Annotated in this window: 17 protein-coding genes; 8 read left to right on the forward strand and 9 right to left on the reverse strand. The window is 65.5% G+C overall.

Annotated features, from left to right (window positions below):
- Window positions 1–4: 4 nt before the first annotated feature.
- From ABLE71_RS06240 to ABLE71_RS06260, 5 genes are all read left to right on the forward strand, one after another.
- Window positions 5–1,264, forward strand: a complete 1,260-nt coding sequence (locus ABLE71_RS06240; RefSeq protein WP_348782484.1) for an ABC transporter substrate-binding protein — start codon at window positions 5–7, stop codon at window positions 1,262–1,264.
- Window positions 1,265–1,330: 66 nt separating this feature from the next.
- Window positions 1,331–2,263, forward strand: coding sequence for a sugar ABC transporter permease (locus tag ABLE71_RS06245; RefSeq protein ID WP_348782485.1), 933 nt, complete (start codon window positions 1,331–1,333; stop codon window positions 2,261–2,263).
- A 7-nt stretch (window positions 2,264–2,270) separates the two neighbouring features.
- Window positions 2,271–3,110, forward strand: coding sequence for a carbohydrate ABC transporter permease (locus tag ABLE71_RS06250; RefSeq protein WP_348782486.1), 840 nt, complete (start codon window positions 2,271–2,273; stop codon window positions 3,108–3,110).
- Window positions 3,107–4,174: a Gfo/Idh/MocA family oxidoreductase gene (locus ABLE71_RS06255; protein WP_348782487.1), complete on the forward strand. Its 1,068-nt coding sequence runs from the start codon at window positions 3,107–3,109 to the stop codon at window positions 4,172–4,174. The genes ABLE71_RS06250 and ABLE71_RS06255 overlap by 4 nt, the downstream gene beginning before the upstream one ends.
- Before the next feature lie 17 nt (window positions 4,175–4,191).
- Window positions 4,192–5,193, forward strand: coding sequence for an ABC transporter ATP-binding protein (locus ABLE71_RS06260; protein WP_348782488.1), 1,002 nt, complete (start codon window positions 4,192–4,194; stop codon window positions 5,191–5,193).
- Window positions 5,194–5,255: 62 nt separating this feature from the next.
- Here ABLE71_RS06260 and ABLE71_RS06265 read toward each other — a convergent pair whose 3' ends face one another.
- Together ABLE71_RS06265 and ABLE71_RS06270 are read right to left on the reverse strand one after the other, a co-directional pair.
- Window positions 5,256–6,101 (reverse strand): fumarylacetoacetate hydrolase family protein, encoded by an 846-nt coding sequence (locus ABLE71_RS06265; protein ID WP_348782489.1) that lies wholly within the window; start codon window positions 6,099–6,101, stop codon window positions 5,256–5,258.
- Window positions 6,102–6,311: 210 nt separating this feature from the next.
- Window positions 6,312–7,139 (reverse strand): ferredoxin--NADP reductase, encoded by an 828-nt coding sequence (locus ABLE71_RS06270; protein ID WP_348782490.1) that lies wholly within the window; start codon window positions 7,137–7,139, stop codon window positions 6,312–6,314.
- Between the two features lie 198 nt (window positions 7,140–7,337).
- Here ABLE71_RS06270 and ABLE71_RS06275 point away from each other — a divergent pair, with 198 nt between their 5' ends.
- On the forward strand, window positions 7,338–9,419 hold the full coding sequence (locus ABLE71_RS06275) for a hydantoinase/oxoprolinase family protein (protein ID WP_348782491.1): 2,082 nt from the start codon (window positions 7,338–7,340) through the stop codon (window positions 9,417–9,419).
- Window positions 9,416–11,101, forward strand: a complete 1,686-nt coding sequence (locus ABLE71_RS06280; protein WP_348782492.1) for a hydantoinase B/oxoprolinase family protein — start codon at window positions 9,416–9,418, stop codon at window positions 11,099–11,101. The genes ABLE71_RS06275 and ABLE71_RS06280 overlap by 4 nt, the downstream gene beginning before the upstream one ends.
- 3 nt (window positions 11,102–11,104) lie before the next feature.
- Here ABLE71_RS06280 and ABLE71_RS06285 read toward each other — a convergent pair whose 3' ends face one another.
- The 7 genes from ABLE71_RS06285 to ABLE71_RS06315 all read right to left on the reverse strand — a co-directional run bounded on the left by ABLE71_RS06285 (window position 11,105) and on the right by ABLE71_RS06315 (window position 18,827).
- Window positions 11,105–11,680 carry a putative glycolipid-binding domain-containing protein gene (locus ABLE71_RS06285; RefSeq protein WP_348782493.1) on the reverse strand — a complete coding sequence of 192 codons (576 nt, stop codon included), beginning with the start codon at window positions 11,678–11,680 and terminating at the stop codon, window positions 11,105–11,107.
- Window positions 11,681–11,777: 97 nt separating this feature from the next.
- Entirely contained in the window at window positions 11,778–12,236 is a 459-nt protein-coding gene (locus ABLE71_RS06290; protein WP_348782494.1) for a MarR family transcriptional regulator, read from the reverse strand.
- The gene (locus tag ABLE71_RS06295) at window positions 12,233–12,817 is read right to left on the reverse strand and encodes an amino acid synthesis family protein (RefSeq protein ID WP_348782495.1); all 585 of its coding nucleotides are present in this window, start codon (window positions 12,815–12,817) and stop codon (window positions 12,233–12,235) included. The genes ABLE71_RS06290 and ABLE71_RS06295 overlap by 4 nt, the downstream gene beginning before the upstream one ends.
- Window positions 12,810–13,697: a UPF0280 family protein gene (locus ABLE71_RS06300; RefSeq protein WP_348782496.1), complete on the reverse strand. Its 888-nt coding sequence runs from the start codon at window positions 13,695–13,697 to the stop codon at window positions 12,810–12,812. Before ABLE71_RS06300 ends, ABLE71_RS06295 begins: the two co-directional genes overlap by 8 nt.
- Window positions 13,694–15,229 carry a 6-hydroxynicotinate reductase gene (locus ABLE71_RS06305; RefSeq protein WP_348782497.1) on the reverse strand — a complete coding sequence of 512 codons (1,536 nt, stop codon included), beginning with the start codon at window positions 15,227–15,229 and terminating at the stop codon, window positions 13,694–13,696. The genes ABLE71_RS06300 and ABLE71_RS06305 overlap by 4 nt, the downstream gene beginning before the upstream one ends.
- Entirely contained in the window at window positions 15,226–17,970 is a 2,745-nt protein-coding gene (locus ABLE71_RS06310; protein WP_348782498.1) for a molybdopterin-dependent oxidoreductase, read from the reverse strand. The genes ABLE71_RS06305 and ABLE71_RS06310 overlap by 4 nt, the downstream gene beginning before the upstream one ends.
- Entirely contained in the window at window positions 17,967–18,827 is an 861-nt protein-coding gene (locus ABLE71_RS06315) for a xanthine dehydrogenase family protein subunit M (protein ID WP_348782499.1), read from the reverse strand. Before ABLE71_RS06315 ends, ABLE71_RS06310 begins: the two co-directional genes overlap by 4 nt.
- Before the next feature lie 216 nt (window positions 18,828–19,043).
- Between ABLE71_RS06315 and pncA the strand changes: the two genes are divergently transcribed.
- Window positions 19,044–19,649, forward strand: coding sequence for a bifunctional nicotinamidase/pyrazinamidase (pncA, locus tag ABLE71_RS06320; RefSeq protein WP_348782500.1), 606 nt, complete (start codon window positions 19,044–19,046; stop codon window positions 19,647–19,649).
- The last annotated feature ends 233 nt before the right edge of the window (window positions 19,650–19,882 follow it).

Genomic DNA, 19,882 nt, shown 5'->3' on the forward strand with positions numbered 1-19,882 from the left:
TGAAATGACACGCACGACGCTTACCGCTCTGCTCCTCGGCACGAGCATTCTGGGCACGGCCAGCATGGCCTTCGCCCAGGACAAGACCATCACCATCGAGAGCTGGCGAAACGACGATCTGCCGATCTGGAACGAGAAGCTGATCCCGGCTTTCGAGAAGGCCCATCCCGGCATCAAGGTCGTGTTCGCCCCCTCGGCGCCGACCGAATATAACGCCGCGCTCAACGCCAAGCTCGACGCCGGCTCCGCGGGCGACCTCATCACTTGCCGTCCGTTCGACGCCTCGCTGGAACTCTTCAGCAAAGGCCATCTCGCATCGCTGAACGATCTGGCCGGCATGGAGAACTTCTCCGATGTCGCCAAGTCGGCATGGCAGACCGACGACGGCTCGACCACCTTCTGCGTGCCGATGGCCTCGGTCATCCACGGCTTCATCTACAACAAGGACGCCTTCGACCAGCTCGGCATCGCGGCGCCGGCGACGGAAGCCGAATTCTTCGCCGCCCTTGACAAGATCAAGGCCGACGGCACCTTCATCCCGATGGCGATGGGCACCAAGGATCTCTGGGAAGCCGCGACCATGGGCTACCAGAACATCGGCCCGAACTACTGGAAGGGCGAGGAAGGCCGTCTGGCCCTGATCAAGGGCGACCAGAAACTGACCGACCCGGCCTGGGTCGAACCCTATGCGACGCTTGCCAAGTGGAAGGACTATCTCGGCGACGGCTTCGAGGCGCAGTCCTATCCGGACAGCCAGAACCTCTTCACGCTCGGCCGCGCCGCCATCTATCCGGCCGGCTCGTGGGAGATCTCCGGCTTCAACACGCAGGCTCAGTTCAAGATGGGCGCCTTCCCGCCGCCGGTGAAGGCCGCCGGCGACACCTGCTACATCTCCGACCACACCGACATCGCGATCGGCCTCAACGCCAAGAGCCCGAATGCCGATGCGGCCAAGACCTTCCTCACCTGGGTCGCCTCGCCAGAATTCGCCACCATCTACGCCAATGCGCTGCCGGGCTTCTTCAGCCTGTCCTCGACGCCGGTCGCGATGGAGGACCCGCTGGCGCAGGAATTCGTCTCCTGGCGCGAGAAGTGCAAGCCGACCATCCGCTCGACCTACCAGATCCTGTCGCGCGGCACGCCGAATCTCGAAAACGAGACCTGGGTGGAATCCGCCAACGTGATCAACGGTACCGACACGCCTCAGGTCGCCGCCGAGAAGCTGCAGAAGGGTCTCGACAGCTGGTACAAGCCGGCTAAGTAATCAGGCAGCATCCGGGCCGCGCGGCGATGCGCGGCCCGGATTTCCTTCGTAACCGGACGGGACAGAATGGTCGGGCAGGCAGCGCAGCAAAAAAGACCGACCCGCTGGCACATACTCGTGTTCCTCGCGCCGGCGCTGCTCGTCTACACGGCGGTGATGATCATTCCGCTGTTCGGCACGCTGCAGCTCTCGCTGTTCAACGCCGCCGAGCGGGTGCGCTATTTCGCCGGGCTCGAGAATTTCAGGACGCTGTTCTTTGATCCGCGCTGGTCGGCCTCCTTCTGGAACGCGCTCTGGAACAACACCTGGTTCTTCATCATCCACATGGCTGTGCAGAACCCCATCGGTATCGGGCTCGCCGCACTTCTGTCGAGCCCCCGGCTGCGCTTCTCGGCCTTCTACCGCACGGCGATCTTCATCCCGACCATCCTTTCCTTCGTCATCGTCGGCTTCGCCTGGAAGCTCATCCTTTCGCCGCTCTGGGGCGTCGCCCCCAACCTTCTCGACTTGGTCGGTCTGAGGAGCCTGTTCACGCCCTGGCTCGGCAAGGAGGAATATGCGCTGACCACGCTCGGCCTGATCTCGGTGTGGCAGTTCGTCGGCATCCCGATGATGCTGATCTACGCCGCGCTGCTCTCCATCCCCGACGAGGTGATCGAGGCCGCCGAATGCGACGGCATCACCGGAATGGCGCAGTTCTGGAAGATCAAGCTGCCGCTGATCCTGCCCTCGATCGGCATCATCTCCGTGCTGACCTTCGTCGGCAACTTCAACGCCTTCGACCTGATCTATTCCGCGCAGGGGGCGCTCGCCGGGCCGAACTATTCGACCGACATTCTCGGCACCTTCCTCTACCGCACCTTCTTCGGCTTCCAGCTGCAGACCGGCGACCCCTATATGGGCTCTACCATTGCCTCGATGATGTTCCTGATCATCCTGACCGGTGTGTGCGTCTACCTCTTTGCCATCCAGACGCGCCTGCGTCGGTACCAGTTCTGAGGCCGGGATGAGCAAGGCGACGTCATCGCTGCCCCGCACGATCGGCGCGCATGCCGTGCTGCTTCTCTACACGGCGATCGCGCTTTTCCCGGTCGTCGTCATCGTCATCAACTCGTTCAAGTCGCGCAACGCGATCTTCCGTTCGCCGCTTTCGCCCCCGACGCCGGAGACATTCGACCTGATCGGCTACATGACCGTGCTCACCCAGGGCGATTTCCTGCTCTATTTCCAGAACAGCTTCGTCGTCACCGTGGCGTCGCTGTTCTTTGTACTGCTGTTCGGTGCCATGGCCGCATTTGCGCTGTCGGAATACCGCTTCCGCGGCAACACGCTGATGGGCCTCTATCTGGCGCTCGGCATCATGATCCCGATCCGGCTCGGCACGGTGGCGATCCTTCAGATGATGGTGGCCAGCGGGCTGGTCAACACGCTGACCGCGCTGATCCTCGTCTACACGGCGCAAGGCCTGCCGCTGGCGGTCTTCATCCTGGCCGAATTCATGAAACAGGTGTCCGACGATTTGAAGAATGCCGGCCGCATCGACGGTCTCTCGGAATACCGCATCTTCTTCCGCCTCGTGCTGCCGCTCGTCAGGCCGTCCATGGCGACCGTCGCCGTCTTTACCATGATCCCGATCTGGAACGACCTCTGGTTCCCGCTGATCCTCGCGCCCTCCGAGGCCACCAAGACCGTCACGCTCGGCGCGCAGCTCTTCATCGGCCAATACGTCACCAACTGGAACGCTGTGCTGGCGGCGCTGTCGCTGGCCATCCTGCCGGTGCTTATTCTCTATCTCATATTCTCGCGGCAGCTGATCCGCGGCATCACGTCGGGAGCCGTCAAGTGAATTCCGAAAGACCCCTTCGCGTCGTCGTCGCCGGTCTCGGCAATATGGGCCGCAGCCATGCGCTCGCCTATCACGAGAACCTCGGCTTCGAGATCGCGGCGCTGGTCAACCGTTCAGACGTGACGCTGCCCGCAGCGCTCACCGGCTACGGCATCCGCAAGGCTTCGTTCGAGGACGTCATCCGTGCCGAGAAACCCGACATCGCCTCCATCAACACCTATTCCGACAGCCATGCCGACTATGCCGTGATGGCGCTGGAAGCCGGCTGCCACGTCTTCATCGAGAAGCCGCTGGCGACCACCGTCGCCGACGCGGAGCGAGTGGTGGCGGCCGCAAGGGCCAATGGCAGGAAGCTCGTGGTCGGCTACATATTGCGCCACCATCCGTCGTGGATCCGGCTGATTTCGGAAGCGCGCGCGCTCGGCGGTCCCTACGTGTTCCGCATGAACCTCAACCAGCAGTCCTCGGGACAGACCTGGGAGACACACAAGCAACTGATGCGCACGACCTCGCCCATCGTCGACTGCGGCGTCCACTACATCGACGTGATGTGCCAGATCACCGACGCCAGGCCGGTCGAGGTGCGCGGCATGGGCTTGCGCCTGACCGGCGAGATCGACCCGGCCATGTACAATTATGGGCACCTGCAGGTGCTGTTCGACGACGGTTCGGTCGGCTGGTACGAAGCAGGCTGGGGACCGATGATCTCGGAGACCGCCTTCTTCGTGAAGGACGTGATTTCGCCCAACGGCAGCGTGTCGATCGCCATGAACGAGGCGGCGACCAGGTCGGACGATGTCGATGCCCACACCAGGACAAACATGATCCGCGTCCACAGCGCAGCAGTCGGCGAGGACGGCAGGTTCGCCGCGCCCGACCGGGAGATCTCGATGCAGGACGAGCCCGGCCATCAGGAACTGTGCGACCGTGAGCAGGCATTCCTGCTGAAGGCGATCCGCGAGGACATCGACCTTTCGCGCCACATGGACGACGCGGTGCGCTCGCTCGCCGTCTGCCTCGCCGCCGACGAGAGCGTGAGGACAGGCAGGACGGTGAAACTCTAGCAACGGGGATCTGGCCTTTGGGCTCTCTGACCATCGACAATGTGAGGAAAAGCTTCGGCAGGGTCGACGTGCTCAAGGGCATCGACCTCGGCGTCGAGGACGGCGAGTTCGTCGTTTTCGTCGGCCCGTCGGGCTGCGGCAAGTCCACGCTGCTGAGGATCGTCGCCGGACTCGAGGACGCGACCTCGGGCCGCGTGCTGATCGACGGTGCCGACGTCACGATGACGCCGCCGGCAAACCGCGGCATCGCCATGGTGTTCCAGACTTACGCGCTCTATCCCCACCTGACGGTGAAGAACAATATGAGTCTCGGCCTGAAGCAGGCAAATACGCCAGCCGCCGAGATAGAGCGGCGCGTGGCGACCGCTTCGGCAATGCTGTCGCTGGAACCCTATCTTGAGCGCCGTCCGGCCGAGCTGTCCGGCGGCCAGCGCCAGCGCGTCGCCATCGGCCGCGCCGTGGTGCGCGAGCCGAAGCTGTTCCTCTTCGACGAGCCGCTGTCGAACCTCGACGCCGCGCTTCGCGTCAACACGCGGTTGGAGATCGCCCAGCTTCACCGGCGGCTGAAGGCCACCATGATCTACGTCACCCACGACCAGGTCGAGGCGATGACGCTCGCCGACAAGATCGTCGTGCTCAATGCAGGCCGCATCGAGCAGGTCGGCGCGCCGATGGAGCTCTACAATTCGCCGGCGAACGAATTCGTCGCCGGCTTCATCGGTTCGCCGAAGATGAATTTCATCGATGCGGCTAAGCTCGGCGAAGGCCAGGCGAAGACAATCGGCGTGCGGCCCGAGCACCTGACTGTCGACACGAATTCCGGCTCATGGAAGGGCACGGTGGTGCATGCCGAACATCTCGGCGCCGACACCAATCTCTATGTCGACACCGAGCAGGCGGGGCTCGTCACCGTCAGGATATTCGGGGTGTACAATGCCGAGCCGGGCGCAACCCTCTACGTCACGCCCGACCCTGAGAAGACCTACCGTTTCGGAGCCGACGGCACGACGCTGGCTTGAAGCCTCCGTCCCCCGTCGCGGCCTGTACCCACAGGCTGCGAGGAGGGCGAGAAGCTGACCGCCTACTTGTCCTGCACAAATGTCTGCTTCTGCGTGCCGAGACCTTCGATGCCGAGTTCGACCACGTCGCCGTTCTTGAGGAATTTCGGCGGCTTCATGCCGAGCCCGACGCCGGGCGGCGTTCCGGTGGAGATGATGTCGCCGGGCAGCAGCGACATGAACTGGCTGAGATAGGAGACGAGGAAGGCCGCTCCATAGACCATGGTCCTGCTCGAGCCGTTCTGCATGGTCTTGCCGTTGACCGTCAGCCACATCTTCAGGTTCTGCGGGTCCGGCACCTCGTCCTTGGTCACCAGCCAAGGTCCGGTCGGGCCGAACGTGTCGCAGCTCTTGCCCTTGGTCCACTGGCCCTGGCGCTCGGTCTGGAAGGCGCGTTCGGAAACGTCATGCGCGACGCAATAGCCGGCGACGTAGTTCAGCGCATCGGCTTCCGACACGTATTTGGCCTTCTTGCCGATGACGACGCCGAGCTCGACTTCCCAGTCGGTCTTCTTGGAGCCGCGCGGGATCAGCACGTCGTCGTTCGGGCCGACGATCGCCGACGTCGCCTTCATGAAGATGATCGGCTCCGAAGGGACGGTGGCGCCGGTCTCGGCGGCGTGGTCGGAATAGTTGAGACCTATGCAGATGAATTTTCCGGTGCCGGCAACGCAGGGGCCGAGGCGCGGATTGCCCTTCACGAGGGGCAGCGTCTTCGGATCGATCTTGGCGAGCCTGCGCAACGCGGCCGGCGCGAGCACGTCGCCGGCGATGTCGCCGACATGTTCCGACAGGTCGCGGATTTTGCCGTCCGCATCGAGCACGCCCGGACGCTCGCGGCCCGGCCTTCCATAACGCAGCAGTTTCAAGAAAAATCCCTCCTGAGGCGCGCCACCGAAGCTTCGGGACGCATGAACACCATCCAGACGGAGGAGCTTGTCGGGAGCATCCGACGAGCTGTCACCGGCCGCCGCCGCCCTGCCGTACCGACGGGTACGGTCGGGCGCGCGCATCTTTTTGCAGGTGCAGGCGTCGCCGACAAGGGGAAATTGCCGACGGCCTTGCCGACGGCAGGAAAATCAGCCTACGAAAGCGCGTTCGACCACGAAATCGGCCGGATGGCTGAGCGAGCCTTCCCTGAAGCCGCGCGCTTCGACCAGGTCCTTGACGTCCTTGAGCATGTGGATCGAGCCGCAGATCATCACGCGGTCGGTCGTGGGCGACAACGGGGCGATGCCGAGATCTTCGTAGAGGCGGCCATTCTCGATTAGCCGCGTGATGCGGCCCATGCGTGGGGTGATCTCGCGGGTCGTCGTCGAATAGAGCGTGACGCGGCCTTCGGTCAATTCGCCGATCAGCGGGTCGGCGGCGAGATTGTCGATGAGCTCGACGCCGTAAGAAAGCTCGGCATGGTCGCGGCAGGTGTGGGTGAGGATGATCTCTTCGAATTTGTCGTAGGTGTCAGGGTCGCGGATCAGGCTAGCGAACGGCGCGATCCCCGTGCCAGTCGAGATCATGAACAGCCGCTTGGCCGGCGTCAGCGCATCGATCACCAGCGTACCGGTCGATTTCTGGCGCAGGAGAACGGTATCGCCGGGAACGATCTTCTGCAGCTCCGAGGTCAGCGGGCCGTCCGGCACCTTGATCGAGAAGAACTCGAGTTCCTCGTCCCATGCGGGGCTGGCGATCGAATAGGCGCGGAATACCGGCTTCTCGGCATTCGGCAGGCCGATCATCACGAACTCGCCCGACCGGAAGCGAAAGGACTGCGGCCGCGTGACGCGGAACGAGAACAGTCGATCGGTGTAGTGGCGAACCGAAACGACGGTCTCGGCATGGACATTCGCCGGAATGGGATAGACGACGCGTTCCGCGTCCTCCTTCCTGACGGCCGAGACATGCTGCATGCGCGCAAATCCTTCGACGGCGCTCGCCCTACCCGCGCTGGACGCCGGCATCCGGCGCGTCGGGCAAGCGGCTGACAATGGTGGTGCCTTGTTTGGGAAATTTATTAGTATACAAATGAATATCGGGTCAAGATAACGGCGCGGAACAGGCTTCCAACTTGCTGTCCATCCTTAAATCCGGCGTTTCGGATTTCGTGCATGGTTGAGAAAAATCAAGCAAATCGCTCCGAAACCGGGCGTGGCGACGTGGTCGCCGGCATCGACGTGGGCGGCACCTTCACCGACCTGATCCTGATCGACGAAGCGCGCGGCGTGCGCATCGCCAAGACCCCGACGACGCCCGACAACCAGGCCTTCGGCGTGGTCGCCGCCCTGGCGCAATCCGGCGTCGGCCCCGCCGGGATCGATCTCATCGTGCACGGCACCACGACCACCACCAACGCCGTCCTGGAGCGCCGGCTCGCTCGGACCGGCATGATCACCACGCGCGGCTTTCGCGACATCATAGAGCTCGGCCGGCGTACCCGGCCGCAAGCCTATGGAATGACGGGAACCTTCGTGCCGGTCATTCCGCGCAACCTCAGGCTGGAAGTCACGGAGCGCGTCGAGGCGTCGGGCGCGGTGCGCGACGCCCTCGACGAAGGTGAGGTGAGGGCGGCGGTGGAACAGCTTCTCGCCGACGGTTGCGAATCGCTCGTCATCCATTTCCTGCACGCCTACGCCAACCCTAGGCATGAGCGCCGCGCTGCCGAGATCGCGGCGGAAACCTGGCCGAACGGCTACATCACCACCGGCCACTCGCTTTTGTCCGAGGCGCGCGAGTTCGAGCGCGGCGTCACCGCCTGCGTCAACGCCTCGGTGCAGCCTATCCTGGAGCGCTACGTCCACCGCCTGCGCGAGGAACTCGAGCGCCTGGGCTATATCAGGGACTTCCTGATCATGAACGGCAATGGCGGCATGATCTCGGCGCGTTTCGTCGCCCGCGACGCGGCCAAGACCGTGATGTCGGGCCCGGCCTCCGGCGTCATCGCCGCCGCCTATACCGGCAGACGCGCCGGCCACAAGAATCTCGTCACATACGACATGGGCGGCACGTCGACCGACGTGGCGCTCATCCTCGACGCCGAGCCAGCCGTCTCCAACGAGACCGAGATCGAGTATGCGATGCCTATCCATGTGCCTATGGTTGCGGTGCACACGGTTGGCGCCGGTGGCGGCTCGATCGCCCGCGTCGACGCGTCCGGCCTGATCCAGGTCGGACCGGAGAGCGCCGGCGCCAGTCCCGGCCCGATCTGCTACGGCCGCGGCGGCGCCGAGCCGACTATCACCGACGCCAACCTGCTGCTCGGCCGTCTCGATCCGAAACGGCTGCTCGCGGTCGACTCGCCGGTCACGGTGGAGCACGTGCGGACCGTTTTCGCCGAGAAGATCGGGCGCGCCGCCGGTCTCGATGCCATTGCCGCGGCCGGCGCCGTGCTGAGGCTCGGCAACCTCAAGATGGCAGGCGCGATCCGCATGGTCTCGGTCAGCCGAGGTCACGACCCCAGGGACTTCGCCCTCTTCGCCTTCGGCGGCGCGGGCCCGCTGCACGCCTCGGCGCTGGCGCGCGAGCTCGGCCTGCCGACGGTGCTGGTGCCGGCGCGACCGGGCATAACCAATGCGCTTGGCTGCGTCGTCGCCGACCTCAGGCACGATTTCGTCAACACAATCAACCAGCCGGTGCCGCTGCTCGACGAAGCGCGGGTCAAGGCGGTGCTCGAAGGTCACCGCGCCGAGGGCGAGGCGCTGATCGCGAAGGAAGCGGTCGAGGCGGAGACGATCCGCACCGTGCACTCAGCGGACATGCAGTTTCTGGGACAAACGCACATCCTCAACGTGCCGCTGCCCTCGGCCGAGGTTTCGCGCGCGACGCTGCAGGAGTTGTTCGAGAAGGCCTATTTCGGGCGCTTCAAGGTGGAGCTGCCTGAGATCCGCGCCAACCTCGTCAACCTGAACACGTCCGTCATCGGCGTTCGGCCCGCGGTCGACCTCAGCCGGCTGATCGATCCGGACGGCCGGGCTGATACACTCGAACAAGCGCGGCGCGAAATCCGGCCCGTCTGGTACGATGGCGCGTGGCTCGACACGCCGGTCTATGTCAGAGAAAAACTGCCGCTCGACGCGGTGATTTCCGGCCCGGCCATCATTGAGCAGATGGACGCGACCACGGTGCTTGAACCGGGCGACGTGGCACGCGGCGATGCGGACGGGAATATTCTGATCGAGGTGGGAAAGGCATGACCCTCGACGCCATCACGCTTTCCGTCATCCAGGCCGCGCTCCAGCAGACCTGCGACGAGATGGACCTGACCTTCTCGCGCGCGGCCTTTTCGCCGGTCATCGCCGAGGCAAACGACCGCTCGGACGGCATCTATTCGGCGATCGACGGCTCGCTGATCGCGCAAGGCTCCCAGGGCCTGCCCGTCTTCGTCGGCGTCATGCAGTATTCGACCAGGACCATCATCGAGATGATCGCCGAGGGCCGCTGCCTGCCGCCGCAAGATGGCGACATCTACATCGTCAACGACCCCTATCTCGGCGGCACGCACCTGATGGACGTGCGTTTCGCCATGCCGGTGTGGCGCGCCGGCAAGATATTCTGCTGGCTTTCCAACACCGGGCACTGGCCCGACATCGGCGGCGCCGTGCCGGGCGGCTTCTCCGCCTCGGCGACGGCGGTCGAGCAGGAGGGGCTGCGCCTGCCGCCGGTGAAGCTCTTCAAGCGGGGCAAGCTCGATCCCGAGATCTACGCGATCATCACGTCGAACATCCGCGTCGCCGACCAGCGCATCGGCGACATCCGCGCCCAGGCCGCAGCCCTGCGCGTCGGGCAGGAGCGGCTCTTTGCCATCCTCGACCGCTACGGCGACGAGACGGTGGTCGAGGCGATCGCAGAGCTGCGCAGCCGCGCCGCCGAGCAGATGCGCGCCAACATCGCAACCATTCCCGACGGCGTCTACCGCTCGAAGGCCTATGTCGATTCCGACGGCGTGGTGGACGAGCCGCTCACCATCGCGCTGTCAGTCGAGAAGACGGGCGACAGCCTCACCTTCGACTTCTCCGGCTCCTCGAAACCCTGCGCCGGGCCGATGAACAGCGTGCTCGCCACCACGCTGTCGTCGGTCTATCTCGCCATGCGCCACATCTTTCCGGATGTCCCGATCAGCGCCGGCGCCTTCGAGCCACTGACGGTAATAAGACCCGAGGGCACGTTCCTCGACGCGAAATATCCGCGCCCCGTTTCCGGCTGCGCCGCGGAAGTCTCACAGCGCATCGCCGAGGCGGTCTTCGCCGCGATGGTGCAGGCGCTGCCTGACAGGGTGACCGCGGCACCAGCCGGTTCCAGCGGCAATTTCGCGCTCGGCGGACACGACCCGGCGCGTGGACGCGACTTCGTCATGTACCAGATCTCCGGTGGCGGTTATGGCGGCAATACGCGCGAGGACGGCCTTTCGAACGGCTGCTCGACCATCGGCATCTCGAAGTCGCCGCCGGTCGAGATCATGGAACAGGCTTTTCCGGTTCTGTACCGCCACTATGCGCTGCGCGAGGGTTCCGGCGGCGCGGGAAAACATCGTGGCGGTTTCGGCCTCGCCTATGAGGTGGAGCTGCTGCGCGGCGAGGCCCGCGCGTCCTTCGTCATGGATCACGGCCGCTTCGGACCACAGGGCGTGCTTGGCGGAGCGGACGGCGCGGTCAACACCGTCACCATCTTCCGCGACGGCGAGGCGCATGTACCCAAACATCTGTCGAAGGAGCAGGACATTCCGCTCAAGGCCGGCGACCGCGTGCGGGTCGGCACGCCGGGCGGCGGCGGCTACGGGGACCCGCGCGAGCGCGACCCGGAACTCGTAAGTCGTGATATCGCGATGGGATACTACACGGCCGAGGACGCAGAGCGGCTGTTCGGCGCAAAACCGTAACGATTAGCCGGCTTTCTTCGCTTCCGTCTCTATCTCCCACAGCTCCGGGTAGACCCGCACGAAACCGCTCGCATCCATCTCCAGCAACGCCTGGTAGCCCGAGTTCGGCGACTCGTACCAGTAATGCGTCTCGTCGCGGCGCTCGTAGATTTGCGGCAGGTCGACCAGCGCCTCCTTGCCGAGGTCGAACCAGGCGACCGAGAACCCCGCCCGCTCGCCGACAGCAAGTCCCGCGCGCTTCAGCTGCTGGAAATTGGTGGCCGGTGTGAAGCCGAAATCGAGGTCGACAAGCTGCGACAGGCCCTGCCATTTCCCGTCCAGCATCCAGCCGTCCGGCGTGCGCTCCATCGAATGGTAGAAGCGCCGGCCGCCGGCGATGCCCCGCACGCTGCCCCGCCTTGCCAGCCAGGCGTCGTCGATCTCGACCGTATAATTGACGGCGACAGGTCCATCGCCGCCGAGGAAGGCGGCCATGCCGGTGAGATGCCAGCCGGTAAGGGCATGCACGAGCAACGCCACATCGTGGCCGGGCGTGTGGAGGCAGCGCCAGAAGGCGGTCTGGGGTGCGCTATCGATCATGCCGATCCTCTTTTCTCTTGCGCAGCCGCCCCGATCACCGGTCGTAGCAGCGCGACAGGGAGTTTTTTGAGGCGAAAATCGGGCTATGGGGTGCGGTTCAGGCGATCCGCGACAGCAGCTTCAGCAGCGTCGCGGCCTCTTTGGGCGACAGCGGCGCCAGCGTCTCGGCCGTGATCGTTTCCGCCAGCGGGATCAGCCGCCCGACCGTGGCGCGGCCCTCCGCCGTCAGGCTCACCATCAGCCGGCGCCTGTCGATATCGTGCCTGGTAAGTTCCACCAGGCCGCGCGCCTTGAGCCGGTCGATAACGCCCTTGACCGTCGCGGCGTCCATGGCGATCAGGGTTCCAAGCTGGTTCTGCGAGGTTTCGCCCACATCGGCAAGTTTTGCGAGCGCTGCAAATTGCGGCGGCGTCAAGTCCGCGATGCGCGCGGCGAAGATCGCCAGATGCCGCTGATGCGCCTTGCGCAGCACGAAGCCGATCTGCTCCTGCAGCCGGTAGCGCTCGTCCGGGAGCTCGGCCTGGACCAGCTTCAGAACCTTGCGCGCGCCGGTCATCTGAGGCCGTCCCAGGCCTTGATCTCGTCGGCGGCCAGCCCGCCCATGCGGTTGTGGATGCGCGGCCCGATCGACATGGCCAGAACGAACAGTATCTCGTCCGGCCGCGGTCCGTCGCTCAATCCAACCTCCATCGCATCGAAATGGCTGCGCACATAAGCCGCATTGGTGTGTCCGAGCGGCACGTCCAGCCTCGAGCCGAAGGCGCCGACCTTCGTTGCCGAGGGCACGATCGCCTTGGCGCCGCCGAGCCGGTCGCGCATCGCGTAGCCGCCGGGCACATGCCACAGCGCGCAATGTTCGAGCTCTCCCGCCGTGCCCACGATCGCGCCCTTGCCGTAGCCGTCGATCCGCTGCGGATCGCCGCCGAGCGCATCGATGAGCTTGTCGGAGAGCAGCAGTCCGAGCGGCTTCAGATCCTCCATCGCCGACTGCAGCCGCTCGACATAGCGTCCGGCGAAGGGGTTCTTCACCACCGCCATGGCCGCCGCGCGCAGCCGCGGCTCTTCGGGCGCCGGCCCGCCTTCGTGAAAGATTTCCTCGGTGATCAAAGCGATCTTGCGCACCGGAAATTCAGCCATGGACGAGTCCCCCCTCAAAAACCTTCAGGCGCGGGGTCTTCGCCAAGACATCGCCGCAAACCCTGACCTCACCATTCAAGAACAGCGCGGCGCCCTCGATCAAGCCCCTCCGCTGCAGCTTGTCGGCTTCGGCCAGACCGCTGTCCAGCGCTTCACCCACCTCGCGCGCCGTCAGGGCACCAACCCCAGTCGTCACCAGCCTGTCGCCGAGGTCGCTGTCGGGCGCCAGCGCCCGCGCCGGTTCGCGCCTGATGGCCGGATGCCCCGGCAGGTCGACGGCGTTGGCGATGATGGTGGCCGCCGCATCCGCCTCCGTGCCGCTCCGCGCCAGCACCGTCACCGCATCGGCGATTCCCAGCGAAAAGCTGCGGCCACGCCAACCGCTGGTTGCAACGCCGCGAACGCCGTCCTCCGCGTGGATCAGGATGCGGTCGCCGAACCCCTTGCCTGCGCCGGCGACCGCCAGGCGCATCGACTGGCCGGCCCCGAGATGGAGCGCGCTGTCGCCGCCATTGTTGACATAGGCCTTTTCGAGCCGCCGCCCGGCGAGCATCGCGGCGAGTATTTCGTCGGCTACCGCTCCGGCGACCGCCGCCATCGGCGTGATGAAGTTTTCGCCGGCGAGCGGACAGACCGCAGCCTCCATGCGCCGCGCCGTCGAGCCTTGCAGGACACGCGGTCGCGAGGACGCCGCGCTGCGCAGGTCAGGCAGTTCCGCGACCAGCTCCGCCAGGATCGTCTGGAAGCGCGCCGTCGCCTGTTCGTAGCCCCCCCGCACTTCGGGCTCCTTGCCGAACGCTTCGATGATCAGGTCGATCGGCCCGTGATTGAGGTGCAGCCGCCGTCCGTCGGACAGCAGTCCGGCCTGCGGCCCGTTCATGCCGCTCCGCCCTCCCGGCGGTGCAACTGCGCTAACGGCGGCCAAGGGTTGGCGCCAGAGGCCTCCACCGCGCGGCGCGGGTTCAGATACTCGCCGCCCTTCGCCATCACATCCTCGACGCTGCGGATCTCCGCCGCATGCCCGCCGAGAGCAACATAGTCGTCGCGGCGCAGCGTGAACTCGATCGGCGCGACCAGAGCCGGCGTCGGCACGTAGCCGAAGGCGTTGTCGGGCACACGCATCACGTCGACCATCAGCGTGATGCCGCCGCCCGGCCAGACATAGACAGGCGCGCCGCCGACCGTGACATAAGTCTGCAGGCCCTGCACGGAGCGCGTCAGCCGCACCGGATTTTCCACCACGCCGGCGCGCAGCGAGCCGCCCGCGCCGCCGACGAACAGCACCGTGCAGAGCGCCGGCTCGCAATTTTCCTCGATCAGCTCGACCGATTTCCTCAGCCGCTCCGGGAACGGTTTTTCGGCCGGCTTCAGCGCCTCGTCGAGCTCGTAGTAGGCGAACTGCTCGCCGGTAGTGGAAACCATCAGCAGCGACATGCCCGGGCGCGCGCCCTTCTTCGGGTTCCACTCACCGAGGATCGACAGCGGGTCCGAAATCGTCGTGCCGCCCCAGCCGAGACCGGGCTCCGAGACCTTGAAATAGCGGCCGGGCGTCGAGCGCCTGCCGATGATCTTTATCCCCGTGTCCTCCCAGCCGAGCACCTTGCCCGCCTGGTGCTCGGAAACGACGCCGGTGATGTGGTCGTCCACAACCACAACCTCGTCGACCAGCCCGCGCCATTGCGCCGCGAACATGCCGATCGTCGCCGAGCCGCAGCCGACGCGCATGCGGCTCTCGAACTTGCCGTCGATGACCGGCGGCTGGCCGGCCTGCACCACCACCGTCGCGCCGCCGTCGACGGTCAGCTCGACCGCCTTCTTGTTGCAGAGATCGAGCAGCGCGTCGCAGGTGGCCCGGCCCTCGGCCTTGGACCCGCCGGTCAAATGATGCACGCCGCCGAGCGACAGCATCTGCGAGCCGTATTCGCCTGTCGTCACATGGCCGACCGTCTCGCCGGAAGCGCGCACGGTCGCGGCCTCCGGGCCGATGTGCCGGTCGGTGTCGATCTTCACCTTGACGCCGCAATAGGAGAAGATGCCTTCGGTGACGACCGTAACCAGATCGACGCCCTCGACCTCCTGGCTGACGATGAAGGGCGCCGGCTTGTAGTCGGGATAGGTGGTGCCCGCGCCGATCGCCGTAATGAAGCGACTGCCCGTATTGACCAGTTGCCCGCCGCCGGCCTCGCCGGCATCGAAGGCGACCGCCTCGCCGCCGATCTCGGCGCGCCTCTCGAGGATGGTCAGCGGATCGAGCCGCACGATCCTGCCGCCGACATTGCCGTAGCGGTCGCAGGCGCCGGAGCGACCGTCGGCGATGTAGCACATCACCGGACAGGCATCGCAGCGGATCTTCTCCGCCACCTGCTTCTCGCCTGGGTCGTGCGTGTCGAAACGTTCGGAAAGCTCGCTCATGACTTCGCCCCCGCCTTGCGGATGGCCTCGAGCACCCTTGTCGGCGTCGCCGGCACCTTGGTCACCAGCACGCCGGTGGCGTGGCGGATGGCGTTGAGGATCGCCGGCACGGTCGGGATCAGCACATGCTCGCCGAGCCCCTTGGCGCCGAACGGACCCTCCGGATCCGGCACCTCGACGAGGATCGACTCGATCGGCGGCACGTCGCCGATCGTCGGGATCAGGTAGTCGTGCAGGTTTTCCGTGCGGCCCGGGATATATTCTTCCATCAGCGCCATGCCGATGCCCTGCGCGATGCCGCCTTCGATCTGGCCCTCGACCAGCAGCGGGTTGATGGCGCGGCCGACATCGTGCGCGGCGGTGATCTTCACCAGCTTCACCGTACCGAGCTTCATGTCCACGTCCAGCTCGGCGAGCTGCGCCCCCCAGCCATAGACCGCATAGGGCGCGCCTTGCCCCTTTCCGTCCAGCGCCGTGGTCGGCGGGTCGTAGGTCTCGCGCGCCGAGAAGACATAGCCCTCGCCGTCGGACGGCAGCGTGGAAAGGTCGATCCGCCTGACAGCCTCGCCCTCCAGTACGACGACCATGCCTGGCTCGAAGGCGAGCGTCGCCTTCGACGAGACATTGGCGAAGCGCAGGATTTTTTCGCGCAGCGCCTTCGCCGTCTTCTCGGCGGCCTTGCCCGAGATGAAGGTCTGCCGCGAGGCCGACGTCTTGCCGGCATCGGGCGTGAGCGCCGTGTCCGCGCCGACCAGCCTGACATCGCCGAGCGGCACGCCGAGCGCATCCGCGAAGATCTGTGCGATGACGGTGTTGGAGCCCTGGCCGATGTCGACCGCGCCCTGGTGCAGCACGATGTTTCCGTCGACCGTGATGCCGGCCTTGATGGTGGAGGGGTTGGCGATGGAGGTGTTGCCGCAGCCGTACCAGCAAGACGCCACGCCGACGCCGCGCTTGCTGTCCGTGCTCTCCACGTTGATCGCCTCGGCATCGGCCAGCGCACGCAGCCAGTGCGGCTCGAGCGCCTCCAGGCAAGCGGTGATGCCGACGCCCGTTACGAGCTTCTGCCCGGTCACGGTCGTGTCGCCATCGCGGATTGCATTCTTCAGCCGAAAGGCGAGCCGGTCCATGCCGAGCTTTTCTGCAAGTTCGTCGTAGAGCGTTTCCTGCATGATGGTCGCCTGCGGCACGCCGAAGCCTCGGAAGGCGCCGGACACCGGCCCGTTTGTGTGGATCGCGCGCCCTTCCGCGCGGTAGTTCGGCGTGAAATAGGGACCCGACGCGTGCACCGGCACGCGGTTCGCCACGGTCGGCCCAAAACTCGCATAGGCGCCGGTGTTGAAGTCCCCTTCGAAGACCATGCCCAGAATCTTGCCATGCGCATCCGCGCCGACCGTCGCCCGCATGGAGGCCGGATGACGCTTGGTGGTCGAGGTCATCGATTCCTGCCGTGTGTAGGCCAGCGCCGCCGGCCGCCCCGTCTTCAGCGCGACCAGCCCGATCAGCGGCTGCAGCGACATGTCGATCTTGGAGCCGAAGCCGCCGCCGGTCGCGGTCGGCACGATGCGCACTTTTTCGGGAGGCAGGCCGAGTACCAGCGCGGTGTCGTCACGGTCCATATGCGGAGCCTGCGTACAGGCGGAGATTACCAGCGTATCGCCGTCCATGTGCGCAAAGCCAGCCTCCGGCTCGATATACGCGTGCTCGACATAGGAGGTCTCTATCGCGCCGGACGCGACGTGTGCCGCCCGCGCCAGCGCCGCTTGCGGATCGCCGCGTTCGACGAAGCCGGCGGTCAGCAGATTGCCGGGCCGGCTTTCGTGCAGCAGCGACGCGCCGGCCTTCAGCGCGTCGCATGGGTCGAGCGTGTGCGGCTCCTCGCTCCATGTGACGGGGAAGTCGCGAAGGTCGAGTCCGGAGATCGCCGCGCGTTCGCCAGCAACCAGCGCGACCGCCTCGCCGCGAAACCGCACGAAGCCTTCCGCCAGCGCCGGCTGGTCGGCGAAGGGTGGGATCGCGCCAAAACGGTTTTTCCCCGGAATGTCCGCCGATGTGAACACTGCAATGATCCCCGGATGGTCGCGCACGAAGGCTGCCATATCGCCGAAAGCGAAGCGCGCGCGATAGTGCGGCGAACGCACCACCAACACCGATAGCGCATTTGCCGGAAAACCATCACCGCCAAATTTCTCTTCGCCGGTCACCTTGGGGATGCCGTCGAGCCTGACCGGCGACGCGCCGACAGCCTTGCCCGTAGCGGGCAGCCCCTTGTCGAGCAGGCCATCGTGCCGCCAGGCCTCCATCACCGCGGCGATGATCTTGCGGTAGCCGGTGCAGCGGCACAGCACCCCGCCCAGCGCATCCTTCACTTCGGCCTCGGAGGGCTGCGGGACCTTTTCAAGCAACGCGGTGGCAGCAACCAGCAGTCCGGGCGTGCAGATGCCGCATTGCGCCGCGCCATGTTCCAGGAAGGAAGCCTGCAGCGCCGACAGCCTGCCCTTCGCGAGCCCTTCGACGGTGCGCACCGAGCGACCGTCGATCGATGCCACCGGCATCAGGCAGGCGCAGGCCGGCTCGCCGTCGAGCAGCACCGTGCAGGCGCCGCAGTCACCGGCGTCGCAGCCGACCTTGGTGCCGGTCAGCCCGAGTTCGTCGCGCAGCACGGCCGAGAGCCGCGCGACCGGATGCGCGGATACCGAAACGGGCGAGCCGTTGACCTCGAAGGTGAAGGGCGCGTTCATGCTGCCACTCCGGCGACAGTTCGTTCGAGCGCGCCGGCGACAGCGCGCTGCACGATCTCGCGTGCTGCAGCACGCCGGTAGTCCGCGCTCCCGCGCACGTCGTCGATGGGCGAGAGTTCCTCGAACCCAGCCGCCTCGACTGTTTTTGCGATCTCCCGCCCTGGCCTCAGTCCGGCAAGCGCCGCCTCCAGTCCCGGCAACCGCTGCGCCACCGCCGAGCATGAGCCGACGGCGATTGCCGCGCGCTCTACCGCCCCGTCCGGCCCGAGTGCCATCCGAGCCGCCGCCATGGCGATGGAGATGACGAGATAGCGCCGCGCGCCGAGTTTCTGGAACGACGACGAACCGGCGATCGACCTCTTCGGTATCCGCACCGCCGTGGCGATCTCGCCAAGCCGGATGGCCGTGCGCCGGTTGCCGAGGAGGAATTGCGACAGCGGCAGCACACGCACGCCGCCGAGCGATCTCAGTTCCACTTCCGCATCGAGCACCATGAGCGCCGGCGCGCCGTCGGCGGCGGGCGAGGCATTGCACAGATTGCCGGCGAGAGAGGCGACATTCTGTATCTGCACCGACCCGACTTCCCTCGCGGCCTGCTTCAGCGCGTCGAAGGCCGGCGGCAGCGGATGCCGGATCAGATCGGTCCAGGTGGTGCGCGCGCCGACAACGATATGCGAGGTCGTCTCGGAAATGCCGCGCAGTTCCGCGAGACCGTTGATGTCGAGCACGTTTTCCGAGGGCGGCCTGTTGCCGAGCGCGGGATAGAAGTCGGTGCCGCCGGCCAGTATCCGCCACGGCGCCTCGCCGAGCAGGGTCAGCGCCTCGTCGAGTGTCCTGGGTTTCGCGTAACGGATCACGCAATGCCTCGCGGCGTCAGGGGCGGCTGCCACCCACGGCAAAATCATTCGTATGCAAATGATATCAAGCTGCCTCGCGTTGTCAAAGCGCAGGTTTGGGACGACCGTTCGCCAGCGCCCTTTATCTCGCTCGGCCACGCGAGAAATGCGTTGACGCCGGCGTACTTACAGCGGAGTTTCGCCTCCGGCACATAGGGCTTTGGTTAGGAGACGTTGATGGGTTCCGAGGCATTGATCGTCGTCGATCTGCAGAACGATTTCTGTCCGGGCGGCGCGCTCGCCGTGGCGGGCGGCGACGAGATCGTGGCCATCATAAACAGGCTCGTGCATGATTTCGAGCACGTCATCCTCACACAGGACTGGCACCCCGCGCATCATTCGAGTTTTGCGTCGAGCCATCCTGGCCGGAACCCCTTCGAGACCATCGATATGCCCTACGGCCCGCAGACGCTATGGCCCGACCACTGCATTCAAGGTACGCACGGCGCCGCCTTCCATCCGAATTTCGTGCACGACAAGGCCGAGCTCATCATCCGCAAGGGATTCCGCAAGGACATAGACAGCTACTCGGCCTTTTTCGAGAACGACCACACGACGCCGACCGGCCTCGCCGGTTATCTGCGCGAACGTGGCATCCGTTCCGTCACCATCGCCGGCCTGGCGACCGACTATTGCGTCGCCTATTCCGCACTCGATTCCGTCGGCCGCGGCTTCACCACCAACATCCGCCTCGATGCGTGCCGGGGTATCGACCTCGGCGGCTCGATGGCCGCCATGACATCCGAGATGAAGGCCGCAGGCGTCAAGCTTCTGGACGGCTGACGGTACGCCTGATTTTCAGAACCTGAATCAAGTTTAGTAGCGTAAAGCCTAAAACTAGAGTGAAGAGAAAGTATTCAACGTTATTGTGAATGAATATGGTGGCAAATTAAATGGCGAACATTAGAAAGTACCAACGACGCCTTAACCTATAGATGTGCCACTTGGCTTTAGGAAATTTGGCAAAAACATAGTAAAAATATAATAACTGTGGAAGAATAATAATAGCTGCGGCA

Origin of the sequence: Mesorhizobium sp. KR9-304 (genome assembly GCF_040049215.1) — a bacterium.
In the GTDB taxonomy this organism is placed as follows: Bacteria; Pseudomonadota; Alphaproteobacteria; order Rhizobiales; family Rhizobiaceae; genus Mesorhizobium_K.